Source organism: Roseivivax sp. CAU 1753, from assembly GCF_054482575.1.
The window spans coordinates 39,784-55,074 of sequence record NZ_JBTLRF010000011.1; the positions used below are offsets into that span (position 1 = coordinate 39,784).

Annotated in this window: 16 protein-coding genes; 10 read left to right on the top strand and 6 right to left on the bottom strand. The window is 66.9% G+C overall.

The genetic code is table 11. The features are described 5' to 3' along the window. Nucleotides 1-6 precede the first annotated feature (6 nt). On the bottom strand, nucleotides 7-528 hold the full coding sequence (locus tag ACXYMN_RS17500; RefSeq protein WP_459015065.1) for a DUF3859 domain-containing protein: 522 nt from the start codon (nucleotides 526-528) through the stop codon (nucleotides 7-9). Between the two features lie 292 nt (nucleotides 529-820). Next, nucleotides 821-2,419 (bottom strand): phosphoenolpyruvate carboxykinase, encoded by a 1,599-nt coding sequence (locus ACXYMN_RS17505; protein WP_459015066.1) that lies wholly within the window; start codon nucleotides 2,417-2,419, stop codon nucleotides 821-823. 355 nt (nucleotides 2,420-2,774) lie between these two features. Here ACXYMN_RS17505 and ACXYMN_RS17510 point away from each other — a divergent pair, with 355 nt between their 5' ends. The 7 genes from ACXYMN_RS17510 to ACXYMN_RS17540 are packed head-to-tail and all read left to right on the top strand — an operon-like array spanning nucleotide 2,775 to nucleotide 8,218. Continuing rightward, nucleotides 2,775-3,476: a response regulator transcription factor gene (locus tag ACXYMN_RS17510; RefSeq protein ID WP_459015068.1), complete on the top strand. Its 702-nt coding sequence runs from the start codon at nucleotides 2,775-2,777 to the stop codon at nucleotides 3,474-3,476. A gap of 6 nt (nucleotides 3,477-3,482) precedes the next feature. Then, entirely contained in the window at nucleotides 3,483-5,216 is a 1,734-nt protein-coding gene (locus ACXYMN_RS17515; RefSeq protein ID WP_459015070.1) for a sensor N-terminal transmembrane domain-containing protein, read from the top strand. Nucleotides 5,217-5,220: 4 nt separating this feature from the next. After that, nucleotides 5,221-5,667, top strand: a complete 447-nt coding sequence (locus ACXYMN_RS17520) for an HPr kinase/phosphorylase (protein WP_459015072.1) — start codon at nucleotides 5,221-5,223, stop codon at nucleotides 5,665-5,667. Between the two features lie 8 nt (nucleotides 5,668-5,675). Beyond that, nucleotides 5,676-6,596, top strand: a complete 921-nt coding sequence (gene rapZ, locus ACXYMN_RS17525) for an RNase adapter RapZ (protein ID WP_459015074.1) — start codon at nucleotides 5,676-5,678, stop codon at nucleotides 6,594-6,596. Then, nucleotides 6,593-7,009, top strand: coding sequence for a PTS sugar transporter subunit IIA (locus ACXYMN_RS17530; RefSeq protein ID WP_459015076.1), 417 nt, complete (start codon nucleotides 6,593-6,595; stop codon nucleotides 7,007-7,009). Before rapZ ends, ACXYMN_RS17530 begins: the two co-directional genes overlap by 4 nt. A 23-nt stretch (nucleotides 7,010-7,032) precedes the next feature. Further along, nucleotides 7,033-7,311 carry an HPr family phosphocarrier protein gene (locus ACXYMN_RS17535; RefSeq protein ID WP_459015078.1) on the top strand — a complete coding sequence of 93 codons (279 nt, stop codon included), beginning with the start codon at nucleotides 7,033-7,035 and terminating at the stop codon, nucleotides 7,309-7,311. Between the two features lie 34 nt (nucleotides 7,312-7,345). Beyond that, nucleotides 7,346-8,218 carry a lysophospholipid acyltransferase family protein gene (locus tag ACXYMN_RS17540; protein WP_459015140.1) on the top strand — a complete coding sequence of 291 codons (873 nt, stop codon included), beginning with the start codon at nucleotides 7,346-7,348 and terminating at the stop codon, nucleotides 8,216-8,218. 68 nt (nucleotides 8,219-8,286) lie between these two features. Here ACXYMN_RS17540 and ACXYMN_RS17545 read toward each other — a convergent pair whose 3' ends face one another. Genes ACXYMN_RS17545 through ACXYMN_RS17555 form a run of 3 tightly spaced genes read right to left on the bottom strand, consistent with a single transcriptional unit; the run spans nucleotide 8,287 to nucleotide 11,897 of the window. Beyond that, complete coding sequence (locus ACXYMN_RS17545; protein ID WP_459015079.1) at nucleotides 8,287-8,697, bottom strand: PaaI family thioesterase; 411 nt, start codon at nucleotides 8,695-8,697, stop codon at nucleotides 8,287-8,289. Between the two features lie 41 nt (nucleotides 8,698-8,738). Next, nucleotides 8,739-9,401, bottom strand: coding sequence for a ligase-associated DNA damage response endonuclease PdeM (gene pdeM, locus ACXYMN_RS17550; RefSeq protein WP_459015081.1), 663 nt, complete (start codon nucleotides 9,399-9,401; stop codon nucleotides 8,739-8,741). A gap of 51 nt (nucleotides 9,402-9,452) precedes the next feature. After that, a complete protein-coding gene (locus ACXYMN_RS17555) occupies nucleotides 9,453-11,897 on the bottom strand; it encodes a ligase-associated DNA damage response DEXH box helicase (protein ID WP_459015083.1) in 2,445 nt (814 codons plus the stop codon). Between the two features lie 114 nt (nucleotides 11,898-12,011). Here ACXYMN_RS17555 and ACXYMN_RS17560 point away from each other — a divergent pair, with 114 nt between their 5' ends. Continuing rightward, a complete protein-coding gene (locus ACXYMN_RS17560; protein ID WP_459015085.1) occupies nucleotides 12,012-13,094 on the top strand; it encodes a CaiB/BaiF CoA transferase family protein in 1,083 nt (360 codons plus the stop codon). A 30-nt stretch (nucleotides 13,095-13,124) separates the two neighbouring features. Here ACXYMN_RS17560 and ACXYMN_RS17565 read toward each other — a convergent pair whose 3' ends face one another. Then, complete coding sequence (locus ACXYMN_RS17565) at nucleotides 13,125-13,709, bottom strand: VOC family protein (RefSeq protein WP_459015087.1); 585 nt, start codon at nucleotides 13,707-13,709, stop codon at nucleotides 13,125-13,127. 127 nt (nucleotides 13,710-13,836) lie between these two features. Here ACXYMN_RS17565 and ACXYMN_RS17570 point away from each other — a divergent pair, with 127 nt between their 5' ends. Together ACXYMN_RS17570 and ACXYMN_RS17575 are read left to right on the top strand one after the other, a co-directional pair. After that, complete coding sequence (locus ACXYMN_RS17570; protein ID WP_459015089.1) at nucleotides 13,837-14,517, top strand: vWA domain-containing protein; 681 nt, start codon at nucleotides 13,837-13,839, stop codon at nucleotides 14,515-14,517. Then, complete coding sequence (locus ACXYMN_RS17575) at nucleotides 14,514-15,251, top strand: vWA domain-containing protein (protein ID WP_459015090.1); 738 nt, start codon at nucleotides 14,514-14,516, stop codon at nucleotides 15,249-15,251. Before ACXYMN_RS17570 ends, ACXYMN_RS17575 begins: the two co-directional genes overlap by 4 nt. Nucleotides 15,252-15,291 lie beyond the last annotated feature (40 nt).

Sequence of the window (15,291 nt, forward strand, 5' to 3'; positions counted from 1 at the left end):
GCCGGATCAGGACAGCGGAATGCCTTCGCAGGTCGCCGCGATATCGGGGGCCATGTGGCGCGGCACCACGGTGAAGCGCGCCTCATAGAGCACCTCGCCCGCGCGGATCGCCCGGAATACCCATTCGCCGGGCACCCGTTCCTCGGGCAGATCGAAGGTATAGGCATTGAGCGACGTGCCGCGGCCGCCAAGTTCGGTCACATAGGCCTGTTCCGCGATGCCGCTGTCCAGGAACGGCGGGTGGGTCAGGGTCAGGATGACATCGTCATAGACCGATCCGTCGAGCGCATCGGTCTTGATGCCGAAACTGACATTCGGCACCGCCGGGACGACATTGGTCTGCCACAGGAAGTCGGGAATGGTCTCGAAAAGCTCGATCTTGCCCGCGGCGGTGCCGGGGGCGTCGATTTCGCCCACCGCGTCGACGTCGCAGAACACCCCCTGTTCAAGCGCGAGCTTGCTGGGATCGTAAAGCGCCTGCGCCTGGGCGAAGACCGGGCAGAGCATCAGGACAAGGGCATACCGCATACCCGCATTGGCGCTCTGACAGGGGTGCATGTCAACGCTGTGGTCAACCAAGGGTTAATGCGCGCGGGGATCGGCTGACGCGTCGATCGGATGTCTGGTGCCCGACCGGGTCCGGCGAGGCCCCGCATCCGGTGCGGCGCGGTAACGGCGGGACCGGCCCGTGCCGACGGTGGCGTCGCCCGCGCAGGCCAGCCTCTTTCGCAGGACGGCCCCGGTCGCGAGAAAGCCCCGGTCGCGCGGGGCGTCCGGGGCTTGGTCAGGGTCCTGCTCGGGCCGGTCGCCCGGGCGGTGCCTAGCCGATCGCAACCGCCTTCACGTCGTCGTCGATGAACGGCAGGTATTGCTCGAAGTTGTCGGCGAACATCTGCACCAGCTTGGCGGCCTGGGCATCGTAGGCGGCCTTGTCGTCCCAGGTACGCCGCGGGTTCAACAGAAGTTCCGCCACACCCTCGACCCGCACCGGGACCTCGAACCCGAAATGCGGGTCCTTGCGGTATTCCACCTTCGACAGGCCGCCCTCGAGCGCCGCCGACAGCAGCGACCGGGTCGCCCGGATCGGCATCCGCGATCCCTGCCCGTAGGCGCCGCCGGTCCAGCCGGTATTCACCAGCCAGCAGGTGGCACCGTGCTTGGCGATCTTTTCGCGCAAGAGATTGCCGTAGACCTCGGGTCGGCGCGGCATGAACGGCGCGCCGAAACAGGTCGAGAAGGTGGGCTGCGGTTCGGTCACGCCACGCTCGGTGCCCGCGACCTTGGCGGTAAAGCCCGACAGGAAGTGGTACATCGCCTGCGCCGGGGTCAGCCGCGCGATGGGCGGCAGCACGCCGAAGGCGTCGCAGGTCAGCATGACGATGTTTTTCGGGTGCCCGCCAAGGGCCGACTTCGACGCGTTCGAGATGTATTCCAGCGGGTAGGCGCAGCGCATGTTCGCCGTCAGGCTGTCATCGTCGAAATCCAGGTCGAGCGTTTCGGGATCGAAGATCATGTTCTCGATCACGGTGCCGAACTTCTCGGTCGTGGCGTAGATCTCGGGCTCGGCCTCGGCCGACAGGTTGATCGTCTTGGCATAGCAGCCGCCTTCAAAATTGAAGGTGCCGCGCTCGGACCAGCCGTGTTCGTCATCGCCGATCAGGACGCGGTCGGGATCGGCCGACAGCGTGGTCTTGCCGGTGCCCGACAGGCCAAAGAAGATCGCCGTGTCGACAGGGTTGCCCTTGGCGTGGTTGGCCGAGCAGTGCATCGGCATCACGCCCTTTTCGGGCAACAGGTAATTGAGCAGCGTGAACACGGATTTCTTGTTTTCGCCCGCGTATTCGGTGTTGGCGATCAGGATCAGCTTGCGATCGAAATTCAGCGCGATGACGGTGTCCGAACGGCAGTCGTGACGCGCCGGATCGGCCTTGAAGCTGGGGCAGTTGATGATCGTGAAATCGGCGGTGAAATCGTTTAGGCTGTCGCGGTCGGGACGGCGCAGCATGTGGCGGATGAACAGGCCGTGCCAGGCCAGTTCGGTGACCACGCGAACGTTGAGCTGGTGCGACGGGTCGGCCCCGCCGAACAGGTCCTGCACGAAGTAGTCGCCGCCCTTCATGTGCGCGCGCATGTCGTCATACAGTGCGTCGAAGCCCTCGGGCGACATCTCGGCGTTGTTTTCCCACCAGATGCTGTCTGCCACCGCGGGTGTCTTGACGACGTGCTTGTCCTTGGGCGACCGCCCGGTGAACGTGCCGGTGGTGACAAGGAACGCGCCGCCCTTGCCCAGCGTGCCCTCGTCGCGATGCAGCGCCGCGTCGATCAGGGCGGGCTCGATCTGGTTGTAATAGACATTTCCCAGCCCCTCGATCCCTTGATCCTCGAGGCGGAATTGCGGGTTTACCCGTCCGAATGTCATGTCTCTGGCTCCTCCGCGCATACGCGGTTTGGTGCAAAAAGGTCCTGACGGCGGCTCAGATGCGCCGTCCGGTCCCGCGATAAATGTCCCGGGCACCCCCCGCATAGCATGTGATTTTTGCGTCGGACCAGTGGCCAAAGTGTCCGTTAGCGCAATCATTCGGAGGTTAGCGCAATCATCTTGCGCGATGGGCGGATGGTTGCCGTGGGACCGTGGCGATTAAGACGCTGGTTACGAAAAATAAGTTGAAATGGAGGCGGCGCCGAAAGTGATTCGCAGATTGGAATTGTCGTAAAGCCCAAAAACACGCATAGTGAGGAAAAAATATAACGTGAGCAGTATGAGGACTCCTCCTATGAACAAGATCGCCCTTGTGGACGATGACAGGAATATTCTGACCTCGGTGTCGATGACGCTCGAGGCGGAGGGTTTCGAGGTCGAGACGTATAACGACGGGCAGGCCGCGCTGGATGCTTTCAACAAGAAGCTGCCCGACATGGCCGTGTTCGACATCAAGATGCCGCGCATGGATGGCATGGACCTGCTGCAGCGCGTGCGCCAGAAATCCAAGATGCCGGTGATTTTCCTGACCTCGAAGGATGACGAGATCGACGAGGTTCTGGGCCTGCGCATGGGTGCCGACGACTACGTCAAGAAGCCGTTTTCCCAGCGCCTTCTGGTCGAACGGATCCGCGCGCTGCTGCGCCGCCAGGAGGCCGTGGCCAACAATTCCGTCGGTGATACCGAAGAGACCAAGCTGATGTCGCGCGGCTCTCTCACCATGGATCCGCTGCGCCACTCGGTGACGTGGAAAGGGCGCGACGTGTCGCTGACCGTGACCGAATTCTTGCTGTTGCAGGCGCTGGCGCAACGGCCCGGCTTCGTGAAATCGCGCGATCAGTTGATGGATGTGGCCTATGACGATCAGGTCTATGTGGACGACCGCACCATCGACAGCCATATCAAGCGGTTGCGCAAGAAGATGCGGTCGGTCGACGACGACTTCTCGGCCATCGAGACGCTGTATGGCATCGGATATCGTTACAACGAAGAGTGATGTCCCATGGCCATGGCCGAACGGATCTCGATGACGGATGACGACAAGCGTGACACCCGGCACGACGACGATGTCGTGCTGGGCGACGACTGGGTCGCGCCCGATTCAACGGTCGAGAAAGAACTGCGCGAAAGCCGGGCGCGGCGCGGCATGTTCTCGCTCAACCGCTCGCCGCTGACGCGCAAGATCATCACCTTCAACCTGATCGCGCTGAATGTGCTGGTCGCGGGCATCCTCTATCTGAATTCCTCGCGCGACACGCTGGCGATCCAGCGCGCCTCGGCGATGGAGGCCGAGGTCGAGCTTGTGGCCGACGTCTTCGAGGCGCAGATGTCGCAGACCGCGCCCGTCAACCTCGGTACCAGCGATGGCATCGACGTGGCCGGGACGCTCGCGGGCCTCGATCTGCGCGAAGGCACACGGGTTCTGGTCTTCGACAGTCAGAATTTCCTGGTCGGCGACGCCACCGGCGCGATGGCGCTGACCAACAGTTTCGCGACCGGGCAGGGCGACGAACAGCCGACCGTGATCTCGGACTTCCTCGGTCGGGCCTGGCAGATGCTGTCGGGTGTGTTCACCATGCTGTCCGGCGATCCGCCGCTCAGCGAAGAGGATCGGCTGCGGCGCCTGATCGAGGATCTGGACGTGGGCCAGACCCATGTGGTGCAGTCCTCCGCCCATACCGGCGAGACGCTGTTCACGGCGCTGACGCCGATTCGGCGGGCGGACACGACCCTCGGCACCCTGGGCCTCGTGGCCGTCGCCTCCGAGATCGACATTGCCGTCCGGCTCGAGCGCGAGCGCGTGCTGCAGATGTTCATGATCGCGACGCTGGTGTCCATCGGGCTCAGCCTGGTGCTGGCCTCGACCATCGCCAATCCGATCTCGGACCTGGCCGATGCCGCCGAGATCGGGCGCGACCGCAACAAGCGTTCCAGCCAGCCCGGGCGCATCCGCATTCCCGACCTGACCGCGCGCCCGGACGAAATCGGGCGGCTGTCCGGTGCCTTGCGCGGCATGGTCGGCGCGCTCTACGACCGGATCGATTCGAACGAACAGTTCGCCGCCGACGTCGCGCATGAAATCAAGAACCCGCTCGCGTCCCTGCGCTCTGCCATCGGATCGCTGCGCATCGTCAAGAAGGAAGAGCATCGCGGCAAGCTGCTGGATGTCATCGAACACGACGTGCGCCGACTGGACCGTCTGGTCTCCGATATCTCCAACGCCTCGCGCCTCGATTCCGAACTGGTCAAGGAAGAAGAGCAGGAATTCAACCTCTTGGAAATGCTCGACAACCTGACGCAATACCTGGGCGAGGATGCGCAGAAACGGGGCATCGAGTTCATCACCGACCTGCCGTCCCGCCCGATCACCATCCAGGGGCTCGAGGCGCGTCTGGCGCAGGTCTTCGTCAACCTCATCACCAACGCGGTGTCGTTCTGCGAAGATGGCGATGCGATTCGCGTCTGGGCGCGCAAACGCGACAACCGTGTGCTCGTCGTGGTCGAGGATACCGGCCCCGGCATCCCCGATCAGGCGCTGTCAAAGATCTTCAAACGCTTCTATTCGCAGCGCCCCGAGGGGGACTTCGGCAACAACTCCGGCCTTGGCCTTGCCATTTCCAAGCAGATCGTCGAGGCGCATGGCGGTGTGATCTGGGCCGAGAACATTCGCCCGACCGAGGCCGATATCAGCTCTGAACCGCTGGGCGCGCGCTTCGTCGTGGGCCTGCCGATCTGATCGCGTGACCGGGTCGCCGCCGCCCACCGCGCCGGACGAGGTTACCCGACACGCCTCGGCGGTGGCCATCGCCGGGCGCGCCTGCCTGATTCTCGGTGCGTCGGGCAGCGGCAAGTCGACCCTGGCCATCGGCCTGATCGGGCTCGGCGCGACGCTCATTTCCGACGACCGCGTGATCCTGCGCGCGACGGCGGGGGTCATCACCGCCCACGCCCCGGACCCGATCCGGGGCCTGATCGAGGCACGCGGCATCGGACTGCTCAATGCGGCAACGGTCGATGCCGTACCGCTTGCTCTGGTGGTCGATCTCGACCGGCGGGAATCCGAACGCCTGCCGCCCCGCCGCATCCGCACGCTGCTGGGCCATGATGTGCCCTGCCTTCACAATTGCGATCATCCCACTTTCGCCGCCGCCATCGGTCTATATATGTCCGGTGGGCGACACGCATAGGCACACCGATGAGCGACAACCAGCAAACCGTCATCCTGATCACCGGCCCGTCCGGGGCCGGGCGGACAACGACGATCAATGCGCTTGAGGATTTCGGATACGAGTCGATCGACAACATCCCGATGTCGCTTGTGCCGCGTTTGCTCGAAGGCGCGCCGCGTCCCGGCGGCATGGCGCTCGGCATCGATGTCAGGAACCGGGACTTCAACGTCGGAACCCTGCTCGATCTGGTTGCCGCGTTGCGCGACCGCGTCGATATCGCGCTCAGCCTGCTCTATGTCGACTGCGCCGCGGATCGGCTGATTCGCCGCTTCTCCGAAACGCGGCGGCGCCACCCGCTCAGCCCGGATGGCGAACCCAGCGACGGTGTACGGCGCGAACTGGCATTGCTGGCGCCGTTGCGCGACGTCTCGGATTACCTGATCGATACCTCCGAACTGACGCCGCACGACCTTCGCGCCAAGCTGGCACAGTGGTTTACCGCGCCGGATGACGCGCAACTGGTCGTCAGTCTGGTGTCGTTTTCGTACAAGCGGGGCTTGCCGGCGGGGGCCGACATGGTCTTTGACTGCCGCTTTCTGAAGAACCCGCATTGGGATCCGGACCTTCGGGCGGAAACGGGCCTGTCCCGCGAGGTGCACGCCTACATCGCCGAGGATGGTCGCTTCGAACCCTTCCTCGCGCAGGTCACCGACATGCTCGCCTTTCTGCTTCCGGCACAGCGCGAAGAGGGCAAGACCCACCTGACCGTCGGCATCGGGTGTACCGGCGGGCAACACCGCTCGGTCGCCGTGACAGAAAGAGTGGCGCACGCCCTTGCGAAGATCGGCTGGCAAGTGTCAATTAGACATCGCGAGTTGGAACGGCGGGGATTGGTGGCCGTGTCCGACGGGCGCGTGGGTGACGGAAAGGACGGAAGTCGGGTGTGATCGGTATCGTCATTGTGGCGCATGGCGGATTGGCGCGGGAATACCTCGCGGCGATCGAGCATGTGGTCGGAGAGCAGTCCGACATTCGCGCCATTGCCATTGAGCCCGACCATGATCGGGTTGCGAAACAGGCCGAGATTTGCCGCGCCGCCGACAGCGTCGACGACGGGCAGGGTGTCGTGCTGGTGACCGACATGTTCGGAGGCTCGCCCTCGAACCTGTCGTTGCGCGCCTGTCAGCCCGACAACCGCCGCATTCTCTATGGCGCCAACCTGCCGATGCTGATCAAGCTCGCCAAGTCGCGCCACCTCGCGGTCCAGGATGCCGTCCGCATCGCGCTCGAGGCGGGGCGCAAGTACATCGACAGCCAGAATATCGAGCCGGGCAGCGTCGCCCCGTTGAAATCGGCCTGAGCGCCGGACGGAGAGGCAGCCCCATGACCACCCCCATTCGCCGCGAATTGCAGATCGTGAACGAAAAGGGCCTGCACGCGCGGGCCTCGGCCAAGTTCGTCGAGGTGGTCGAACGCTTCGATGCCGATGCCGAGGTCAGCCGCGACGGCATGTCGGCCTCGGGCGACAGCATCATGGGCCTGCTGATGCTTGCCGCGGCGAAAGGGTCCTCCATCGAGGTCGAAACCCGCGGCATCGAGGCCGAACCGCTGGCCGATGCCATTGCGGCGTTGGTGGCAGACCGGTTCGGCGAGGGTCGCTGACATGCGCCCCGAGGGGCAAGCGCCGCCACCGCCCATGGTCGCGCCGCCCGGCGCAACCGACGCGCCGGACCGGGTGACGCCGGTGCAGGCCCCCTATGACAAGCGCAAGCTCAGCTATGCCAACACCTTCACCAATCCGTGGAAGGCCGCCACCATCCGGGCGATGGAGTGGATGACCGGAAAGCTTGCGCTGTTGCGCATGGTGCGCCGGTTCGAGCGGCAGGGACTGGTCGAGGGGCAGGCCTTCTGGGCGCGCGCGCTGGATGTCATGGGCATCCGCATCGACACGCCCGCGTCCGAAATCGCGCTGATCCCGAAGACCGGCCCGGTGATCGTCGTTGCCAATCACCCGCACGGCCTGGTCGACGGTATGGTCCTCGCCGAAATCATCGGGCGCGTGCGTCCGGACTACCGCATCCTGACCCGGTCGCTGCTGACCGGCGTCGACGAGGTTGCGGACTTCATGATCCCGGTGCCTTTCCCGCACGAACCCGATGCACGGCAGCAAGGTCTGGCGATGCGCGCGGCGGCGATGGACCATCTGGCCCGGGGCGGGCTGGTCGCGATCTTTCCGTCCGGCGTGGTGGCCTCTGCCGACAGCGCCCTGGGCCCCGCGGTCGAGCGGGACTGGAACCCGTTTACCGCGCGGATGATCCAGCGCTCGGGGGCCACGGTGGTGCCGATCCGCTTTCCGGGGCAGAACTCGCGCGTCTACCAGATCGCCAGCCGCATCTCGCCGACCCTGCGGCAGGGTCTGCTGATCCACGAAGTGGTCGCCGCCTGCCGCAAGCCGCAAGCGCCGGTTATCGGTGCGCCCCTGACACCCGAGGCGATCGCCGCCATGTCCGCCAACAGCCGCGACCTCTGCGCGCGGCTGCGCGCGTTGACGCTGGCATTGCAGCGCTAGTCCCGTCCTGTCGCGCCCCGTCCCCCGTCCAGCCGCGCCCCGTTCAGTCGCTCCCGGTGCCGGGGCGCTCAGCCCGCGGCGACCGGAACCATCGTGCCGTGCAGGATGGCCACCAGCGTTTCGGTCGTGCCGGTCACCGCGAACACCTCAGAACTGACCACGATCAGGCGTCGCCCCGGCTTGATCACCCGCCCCCGCGCGACAAGCCGGTCACCGCGCGCCGGTGCCAGAAGGTGGATGCCGATTTCCGAAGTGACGACCTCGCGGTCCGCGTCCAGCAGGCTCAGCGCGGAATACCCCGCCGCCGTATCGCCCAGCGAAAAGGTCAGCCCGGCATGGCCGAAGCCCTGCTGCTGCATCGTCCCGGGGCCGATGGGGGCGGTGACCGCGACCGCGCCCTTGCGGATCTCCGACAGGCTGGCCCCAAGCGTCGCCATCATGCTCTGCCGGGCGAAACTGTCGCGTATACGGTCTTCCATCATCGGGCGATCAAGCCACGGCCCGGGGGCGGTGGCAAGCCCTAGCGCGGCATCGGAATGGCCAGCGGTCGCGGCCCGGTCAGGATCGCCAGCGCATCCCGCGCCATCAGCCGCACAAGCGCGTCATGCGACGACCAGAGCCCGCCGGTATAGGCACCATAGGCAGGCAGGATCATCCGCCGCGCGTCGACCAGGAAACAGGCCCGCGTGATCGACCTGCCGCGCAGGGCCAGCCGCGCCTTGGGATGGTAGTGCCCCGACACCTCGGCCACCGCATCCGGCTGGGCGATATGGCGAAAGGTCAGCCCGCCGAGCTGCAGCGCGCGCGCATGGGTGCCGCCGATGCCCACCGGCCCCGGATCATGGTTTCCCTCGATCCAGACCCAGCGTCGCCCGGCCTGCAACCGCGTGATCCAGAGCGCGTCATCGTCGCTCAGCGCATCGCCCGCCGCGACCGAATCGAAGCTGTCGCCAAGGCAGATCACCACCCGCGCGCCGGTGGCCTGCAGATCGGCATCGAGACGCGACAGGGTTTCGACCGTGTCATAGGGCGGCAGCATCGCGCCACCGCCGGTCACCGGGCGCGCGGCCTTGCCCAGATGCAGGTCGGACACCACCAGAGCCGCCTCGTCAGGCCAGAAAAGCGCACCCGAGGGCAGCGCGACCAGCGCCGCGTCGCAAAAGGAAAAGCCGTGCGTGTTCATGACCTGTTCTTACGTCGCGCGCGATGCCGCCCGCAAGGGCGAAAGAGCGGCCTACCAGGGCACGCGCCAGACCGGCTTTCGGGGCGCGTCCACCTGCGCCAGACCGGACTGATCCAGCAGCCGCGTCACCTCTTCCTCGATCAGCCGGTCATCCGCATCGCCCCGGATCGGCACCCTTCCGGGTTCCAGAAACAGCGGTGCCGCCAGCGGTGTCACCCGGTCCAGCCGCACCAGGTCAAGCCGGTCGCCGACGCGCGCGCACATCTCGCGGATACGGGCGAAATCCACCAGCCCGCGCATCGCCTCTTCGCGGGTAATCTGCAGCATCAGGTGGTCGGGGTCGTATTTGACAAGTGTATCATACAGGATGTCCGACGACATCGTCGCCTGGCGTCCGGACTTCTGCTGGCCGCCGACGCGGCGGTCGATCAGCCCGGCGATAGTGGCCGAGGCCCGGAAGGTCCGCTTCATCACCGCGTTGCCGCTGAGCCATCCCTCCAGCCCCGCCTCGAGCCGTGCCAGATCGAACAGCGGGCGCGGGTCGGTGACCGCATCCAGCCCCCAGATCAGCGTTGCGTAGTCGGTGGCGACAAAGCCCATCGGGGCCAGCCCTTCCTCTTCCATCCGCTTGGTCAGCAACAGGCCCAGCGTCTGCATCGCGTTGCGCCCGGCAAAGCCGTAGACCACCAGTTGCTCGCGCCCGTCATGCGGAAAGCTCTCGATCAGCAGCCGCCCGGGGGCAGGCAGGCGCGACACGTCGCGCTGAAGCCGCAGCCAGTCGGCGGTGTGTCCGGGCAGCTCCGGCCAGTCGTCCTGCTGGAACATCCGCACGATCCGCGCCGAAAGCTGCGTCGAGGTGGCGAACTTGGTGCCCATGAAAGTCGCGATCTTGGGCTTTTTCGCCGCATCCCGCGACACCTCGACGATCATCTCGCGCAGGCCTTCATAGCGCACGATCCTGCCGCCGATCAGAAAGGTGTCGCCCTTGGACAGCGACGCGGCAAAGCCTTCCTCGATCTCGCCCAGCGGTGCGCCGCCACGCCCGCGCATCCGCACCTTCAGCGTATCGGTGTCCTGAATCGTGCCGATGTTCTGCCGGATGCGCCGGGCCGACCGCGGGTCGCGCAATTCCCATGCGCCGTCGGCGCGCTGCCGGATGCGCTGCCACTGGTCATAGGCCCGCAGCGCATATCCCCCCGTGGCGCAGAAATCGAGGCAGGCATCGAAGGCCGGGCGTGTCAGCGCCGCATAGGGCCCGGCAGAGGTCACCTCGGCAAACAGGTTGTCGGCGTCGAAGGCCCCGGCGCAGGCGGCGATCAGGATATGCTGGCACAAGACGTCGCGCGGCCCCGGCCCGCGCGGCTCGCCGTCCAGATCGCGGTCCCGTACCGCCTCGAGAGCGGCGACGCATTCGACCACCTCGAAGCGGTTGGCAGGTACCAGCAATGCCTTCGACGGCGCGTTGTAGCGATGGTTGGCACGGCCGATCCGCTGCACCAGCCGCTTGACGTTCTTCGGCGCGCCGACCTGGATCACCAGGTCCACATCGCCCCAGTCGATCCCCAGATCGAGGCTGCCGGTACAGACGATGGCCCGCAACTGCCCCGCCACCATCGCCGCCTCGACCCGTTCGCGCTGGGTCCGGTCGAGGCTGCCATGATGGATGCCGATGGGCAGGCTGTCCTCGTTGGCCAGCCACAGGTGGTGAAAAAACAGCTCCGCCTGCGCCCGGGTATTGTGAAAGATCAGCGTCGTGCGATGCTGTCTGACGGCCTCCAGCACCGCCGGGATCGCGTATTTGGCGCCGCCGCCGGACCAGGGCGGCATTTCCTCGGTGACCAGCATCGCGATGTCGGGTTCGGGCCCGGGATCGGCCAGCACGATCTCGCAGGGGTCGGGATGCCGCGCCATCAGCCGCGCCATGGCACCCGGGTCATCGACCGTGGCCGACAGGCCCACGCGGCGCAGACCGGGGCACAGGGTCTGCAGCCGCGCCAGCGCCAGCATCAGCTGATCGCCGCGCTTGGATTCCGCCAGCGCGTGTATCTCGTCGACGATCACCCGCCGCAGCCCCGCGAACATGCGCGGCGCGTCTTCGTACGAGGTCAGCAACGCCAGACTTTCGGGCGTGGTCAGCAGGATATGCGGCGGGTCCGCGCGCTGCCGCCGCTTGCGGCTTTGCGGCGTGTCGCCGGTGCGGTCCTCGACCCGGATGGCAAGGCCCGCCTCGGCGATGGGGGTGCCGAGGTTGCGCTTGATATCGGCGGCCAGCGCCTTGAGCGGGCTGACATAGAGCGTATGCAGCCCCGGTGCCGGATCGCTGCCCAATTCCGCCAGCGTCGGCAGGAAACCGGCCAGCGTCTTGCCGCCGCCGGTGGGCGCGATCAGCATCAGCGCGGGGGCCGCGGCCCGGTCGAGCATGGCATGCTGATGCGGGTGCATCTGCCAGCCACGGGCATCGAACCAGTCTTGCAAAGGGGCGGGAAGCGAAACCATCACTGTCAGATAATGCGTCGCGCCCGCAATCAAAACACCAATCGGTCGCGGCCCTTGTTCCGCCTGCGCCCAGGCGGCACCATCGGCCCCGGGGCGGCACGGAAGGACACCGCGATGCTGGACGGGATACGGATCATCGAATTCGAGGCGCTGGGCCCCGCGCCCTTTGCGGGCATGATGCTGGCCGAGTTGGGCGCCGATGTCATCGTCCTGCACCGTGCCTCGGGCGGCGACACCCTCACCAAACCGGCGCGGTCGCTGCTGGATCGCGGCAAGCGGTCCATCGCGCTCGACCTCAAGGATGCCGGTGACACCGCCATCGCCCACGCCCTGATCGCGCGCGCCGACGGTCTGATCGAGGGGTTCCGCCCCGGCGTGATGGAGCGGCTGGGCTTCGGCCCCGAGGCCGTGCAGGCGGAAAATCCGCGCCTGGTCTACGGTCGCATGACCGGCTGGGGCCAGACCGGCCCGCGTGCGCAGATGGCCGGGCATGACCTCAATTACCTCAGCCTGTCCGGCGCGCTGTTCTACGCCGGGCTTCCGGGCGCGGTGCCGGGCGTGCCGCCGACCATGCTGGGCGATCTGGGGGCGGGCGCGCTTTACCTGGTGTCGGGCATGCTGGCGGGGTTGATCGCGGCCGGGCGCGGCGGGCAGGGCTGCGTCGTCGATGCGGCGATCCTGGATGGTGCCACGCATCTGATGGGGCTTCTGGCCTCGATGGGCCCGCAGTTTTCGCGCGCGGCGAGGGGGCGGTCCCTGCTCGACGGGCCGCATTGGTCGCGCTGTTATGCCTGCGCCTGCGGTGGGCATGTGTCGGTGCAATGCCTCGAGCCGCAGTTCTACGCGGTCTTCCTCGACCGGCTGGGCCTTGCGGACGATCCCGATTTCGCAGGCCAGTACGACGCCGACAGGTGGCCCCGCCTGACCGCGCGGCTGGCGGGCATCTTTGCGGGGCGGTCGCGCGACCACTGGGCGGCGCTGTTCGACGGCAGCGACGCCTGTGTCGCCCCGGTCCTGTCGCCCGCCGAGGCCGTGCGCGATCCGCATGTCATGGCGCGCGGGCTGTGGCAGGGCGATGCGCCCGCACCGGCCCCCCGGTTCAACGGCGCGGCACAGGCGTCGACCGCGCAACCGCCCGCCCGCGATCAGGACCGGGCGGCGATCCTGGCGATGTTGCGCGACGACGGGCCGTCCTGATCGCGCGCGGCCATCGTCACCGGGCCGGGCTCAGCGATAGGGGTCCTTCGGGCCGCGATCGTCGGACAATGTCTGCTGTCGGCGCTCGACCAGCAATTCGATCGCGTCGGCAAGGTGCACCTGCGCGATGTTGTAATCGCCGTTGGCGACGCGGATGCGGTGCGCCTCGATCATCACGTCCGCATGGCTGCACCCCATCGGCGGCTCGAACCGGTAGCAGGCCAGTTCGATCAGCATGCCGAGCGGGTCCTTGAAGTAGATCGAATCCATGAAGCCGCGATCCTTCGGCCCGGAATGCGGAATGCCGCGCGCATCGAGCCGCTCGACCACCTGGCTCCAGACCGCCATCGACACGTTGAATGCCAGATGATGCACGCAGCCCGGATCGGTGGGGGTGCGGCGATGCACGGGCTTGCGCGTCTCGTTGGTGAAGATGGTGATCAGCCGCCCGTCGCCCGGATCGAAGTATAGATGCCCCTCGTCGGGATCATCGAGGTTGGGCTGATCGAAGATGAAGGGCATGCCCAGAACACCTTCCCAGAAATCGATCGAGCTTTGTCGATCCGCGCCGGTAAGGGTGATGTGATGCACCCCCTGCACTTGCAGCTTTTTCATGGGGTCGTCTCCTTTCATGCTTGGCCTTGCATCGAAGGGTAACCCGGCCCGTAGGAATATCACGGAGCTTTTTGTCGACAGGCACGCGGCCACGGGTCTAGCCTTGCTGCCATCGAGGAGGATCGCCATGCGCGCATCCGGTCTGGTGCTGGGACTGTCGCTCTGTCTGGCCGCACCCGTGGTGCGGGCCGCGCCGGTATGTGTGGACGATGCGATGATCGTGCTGGATGCCTCGGGGTCGATGGCCGGTATGGGATTCGATCACCCGCGCGGGTCGCGCATGGTCGAGGCGCGCGCCGCCCTGCACGCGACGCTGCCCGGGATCGCGCGGCACCGCCGCATCGGGCTGGTGACCTACGGGCCGGGATCGGGAAGGTTCTGCGCGCGGGTCGACCTGTTCCTGCCGCCGACGGCGCGGGCGGCGGGGGCGATCCTGAACCGGGTCGATCAGCTTTTGCCCGCCGGGGCCACCCCCCTGACCGCGGCGGTCGAAACGGCGGTCGCCGCGCTGGGGGACGGTCCGGGCACCGTCGCCGTCGTGACCGACGGGAACGAGACCTGCGGCGGTGCGCCCTGCGCGCTTGCCAGCGCACTGGCCCGTTCCGCGCCGGGCATCACGATCCATGTCATCGGGTTCCGCATCACCGGCGAAGACATCTCGGCCATCCCCACCGAACGGGACGCGCGCTGCCTCGCCCAGGGCAGCGGCGGGCGCTATATCGAGGCCTGGGATACCGATCAACTGTCCGAGGCCCTGCACGAGTTGCTGGGCTGTCTTGTCCTGGGTGACCTGAGGGGACCCGCATGACCCGAACGCTGCCCGGAGCACCGGTTGTCGCCCTTGCCGTGGCGCTTGCGGCCCCCGGTGCGGCGAGCGAGCTGTGCACCCGGGACGCGATGATCGTGTTCGACGGGTCGGGCTCGATGGCCGAGACCGGGTTCAACCAGATCGACGCACCGCGCATTTTCGAGGCCCGCCGCGCGGTCCGCGAAGCGATGCCCGCGATTGCCGCCGCGCGCCGCCTTGGCCTTGTGGTCTACGGTCCGGGGCCCGTGGGCGATCCGGGGGTATCGTGCGAAAGCGTCGATGTCCGGTTTGCCCCGCGTTGGCAGGCCGCCGATGCCATCATCGCCGCGGTCGAGGGGCTGTCACCGGCGGGCGACACACCGCTGACCGCCGCGATCCAGTCCGCCGCCACGGTGCTGGACTACCGCCGCGCGCCGGGTGCCATCGTGCTGGTCACGGACGGCAAGGAAACCTGCGGCGGGGTGCCCTGCCAGCTTGCCGCCGAACTGGCCGCCGATGCCGCCGACCTGACCGTGCACGTCATCGGCTTCAAGGTCCGGGGCGATTTCTTCAGCTGGGAAAGCCAGAACAACCAGTACGAGGATGCCGAAAGCGTGGCCCGCTGCCTCGCGGACCGCACCGGCGGCAAGTACGTGTCGGCGGAAACCGTGTCCGAACTGGTGGCGGCCTTGCAGGTGACGCTGGGCTGCAACGTCTACGGGCGGCGCGCGCGGTCCGGGTCGCGGCTCAGATAGGGGCCGCTTTGCCCGCCTGACCTTCAGGGCCGCGAAAAAC

Excerpts from the sequence above, each read along its gene's own strand:
- ACXYMN_RS17500 (WP_459015065.1), bottom strand. The coding sequence starts at position 528 with ATGCGGTATGCCCTTGTCCTGATGCTCTGCCCGGTCTTCGCCCAGGCG.
- ACXYMN_RS17505 (WP_459015066.1), bottom strand. The coding sequence starts at position 2,419 with ATGACATTCGGACGGGTAAACCCGCAATTCCGCCTCGAGGATCAAGGG.
- ACXYMN_RS17510 (WP_459015068.1), top strand. The coding sequence starts at position 2,775 with ATGAACAAGATCGCCCTTGTGGACGATGACAGGAATATTCTGACCTCG.
- ACXYMN_RS17515 (WP_459015070.1), top strand. The coding sequence starts at position 3,483 with ATGGCCATGGCCGAACGGATCTCGATGACGGATGACGACAAGCGTGAC.
- rapZ (WP_459015074.1), top strand. The coding sequence starts at position 5,676 with ATGAGCGACAACCAGCAAACCGTCATCCTGATCACCGGCCCGTCCGGG.
- ACXYMN_RS17535 (WP_459015078.1), top strand. The coding sequence starts at position 7,033 with ATGACCACCCCCATTCGCCGCGAATTGCAGATCGTGAACGAAAAGGGC.
- ACXYMN_RS17540 (WP_459015140.1), top strand. The coding sequence starts at position 7,346 with ATGGTCGCGCCGCCCGGCGCAACCGACGCGCCGGACCGGGTGACGCCG.
- ACXYMN_RS17545 (WP_459015079.1), bottom strand. The coding sequence starts at position 8,697 with ATGGAAGACCGTATACGCGACAGTTTCGCCCGGCAGAGCATGATGGCG.
- pdeM (WP_459015081.1), bottom strand. The coding sequence starts at position 9,401 with ATGAACACGCACGGCTTTTCCTTTTGCGACGCGGCGCTGGTCGCGCTG.
- ACXYMN_RS17555 (WP_459015083.1), bottom strand. The coding sequence starts at position 11,897 with ATGGTTTCGCTTCCCGCCCCTTTGCAAGACTGGTTCGATGCCCGTGGC.
- ACXYMN_RS17560 (WP_459015085.1), top strand. The coding sequence starts at position 12,012 with ATGCTGGACGGGATACGGATCATCGAATTCGAGGCGCTGGGCCCCGCG.
- ACXYMN_RS17565 (WP_459015087.1), bottom strand. The coding sequence starts at position 13,709 with ATGAAAAAGCTGCAAGTGCAGGGGGTGCATCACATCACCCTTACCGGC.
- ACXYMN_RS17570 (WP_459015089.1), top strand. The coding sequence starts at position 13,837 with ATGCGCGCATCCGGTCTGGTGCTGGGACTGTCGCTCTGTCTGGCCGCA.
- ACXYMN_RS17575 (WP_459015090.1), top strand. The coding sequence starts at position 14,514 with ATGACCCGAACGCTGCCCGGAGCACCGGTTGTCGCCCTTGCCGTGGCG.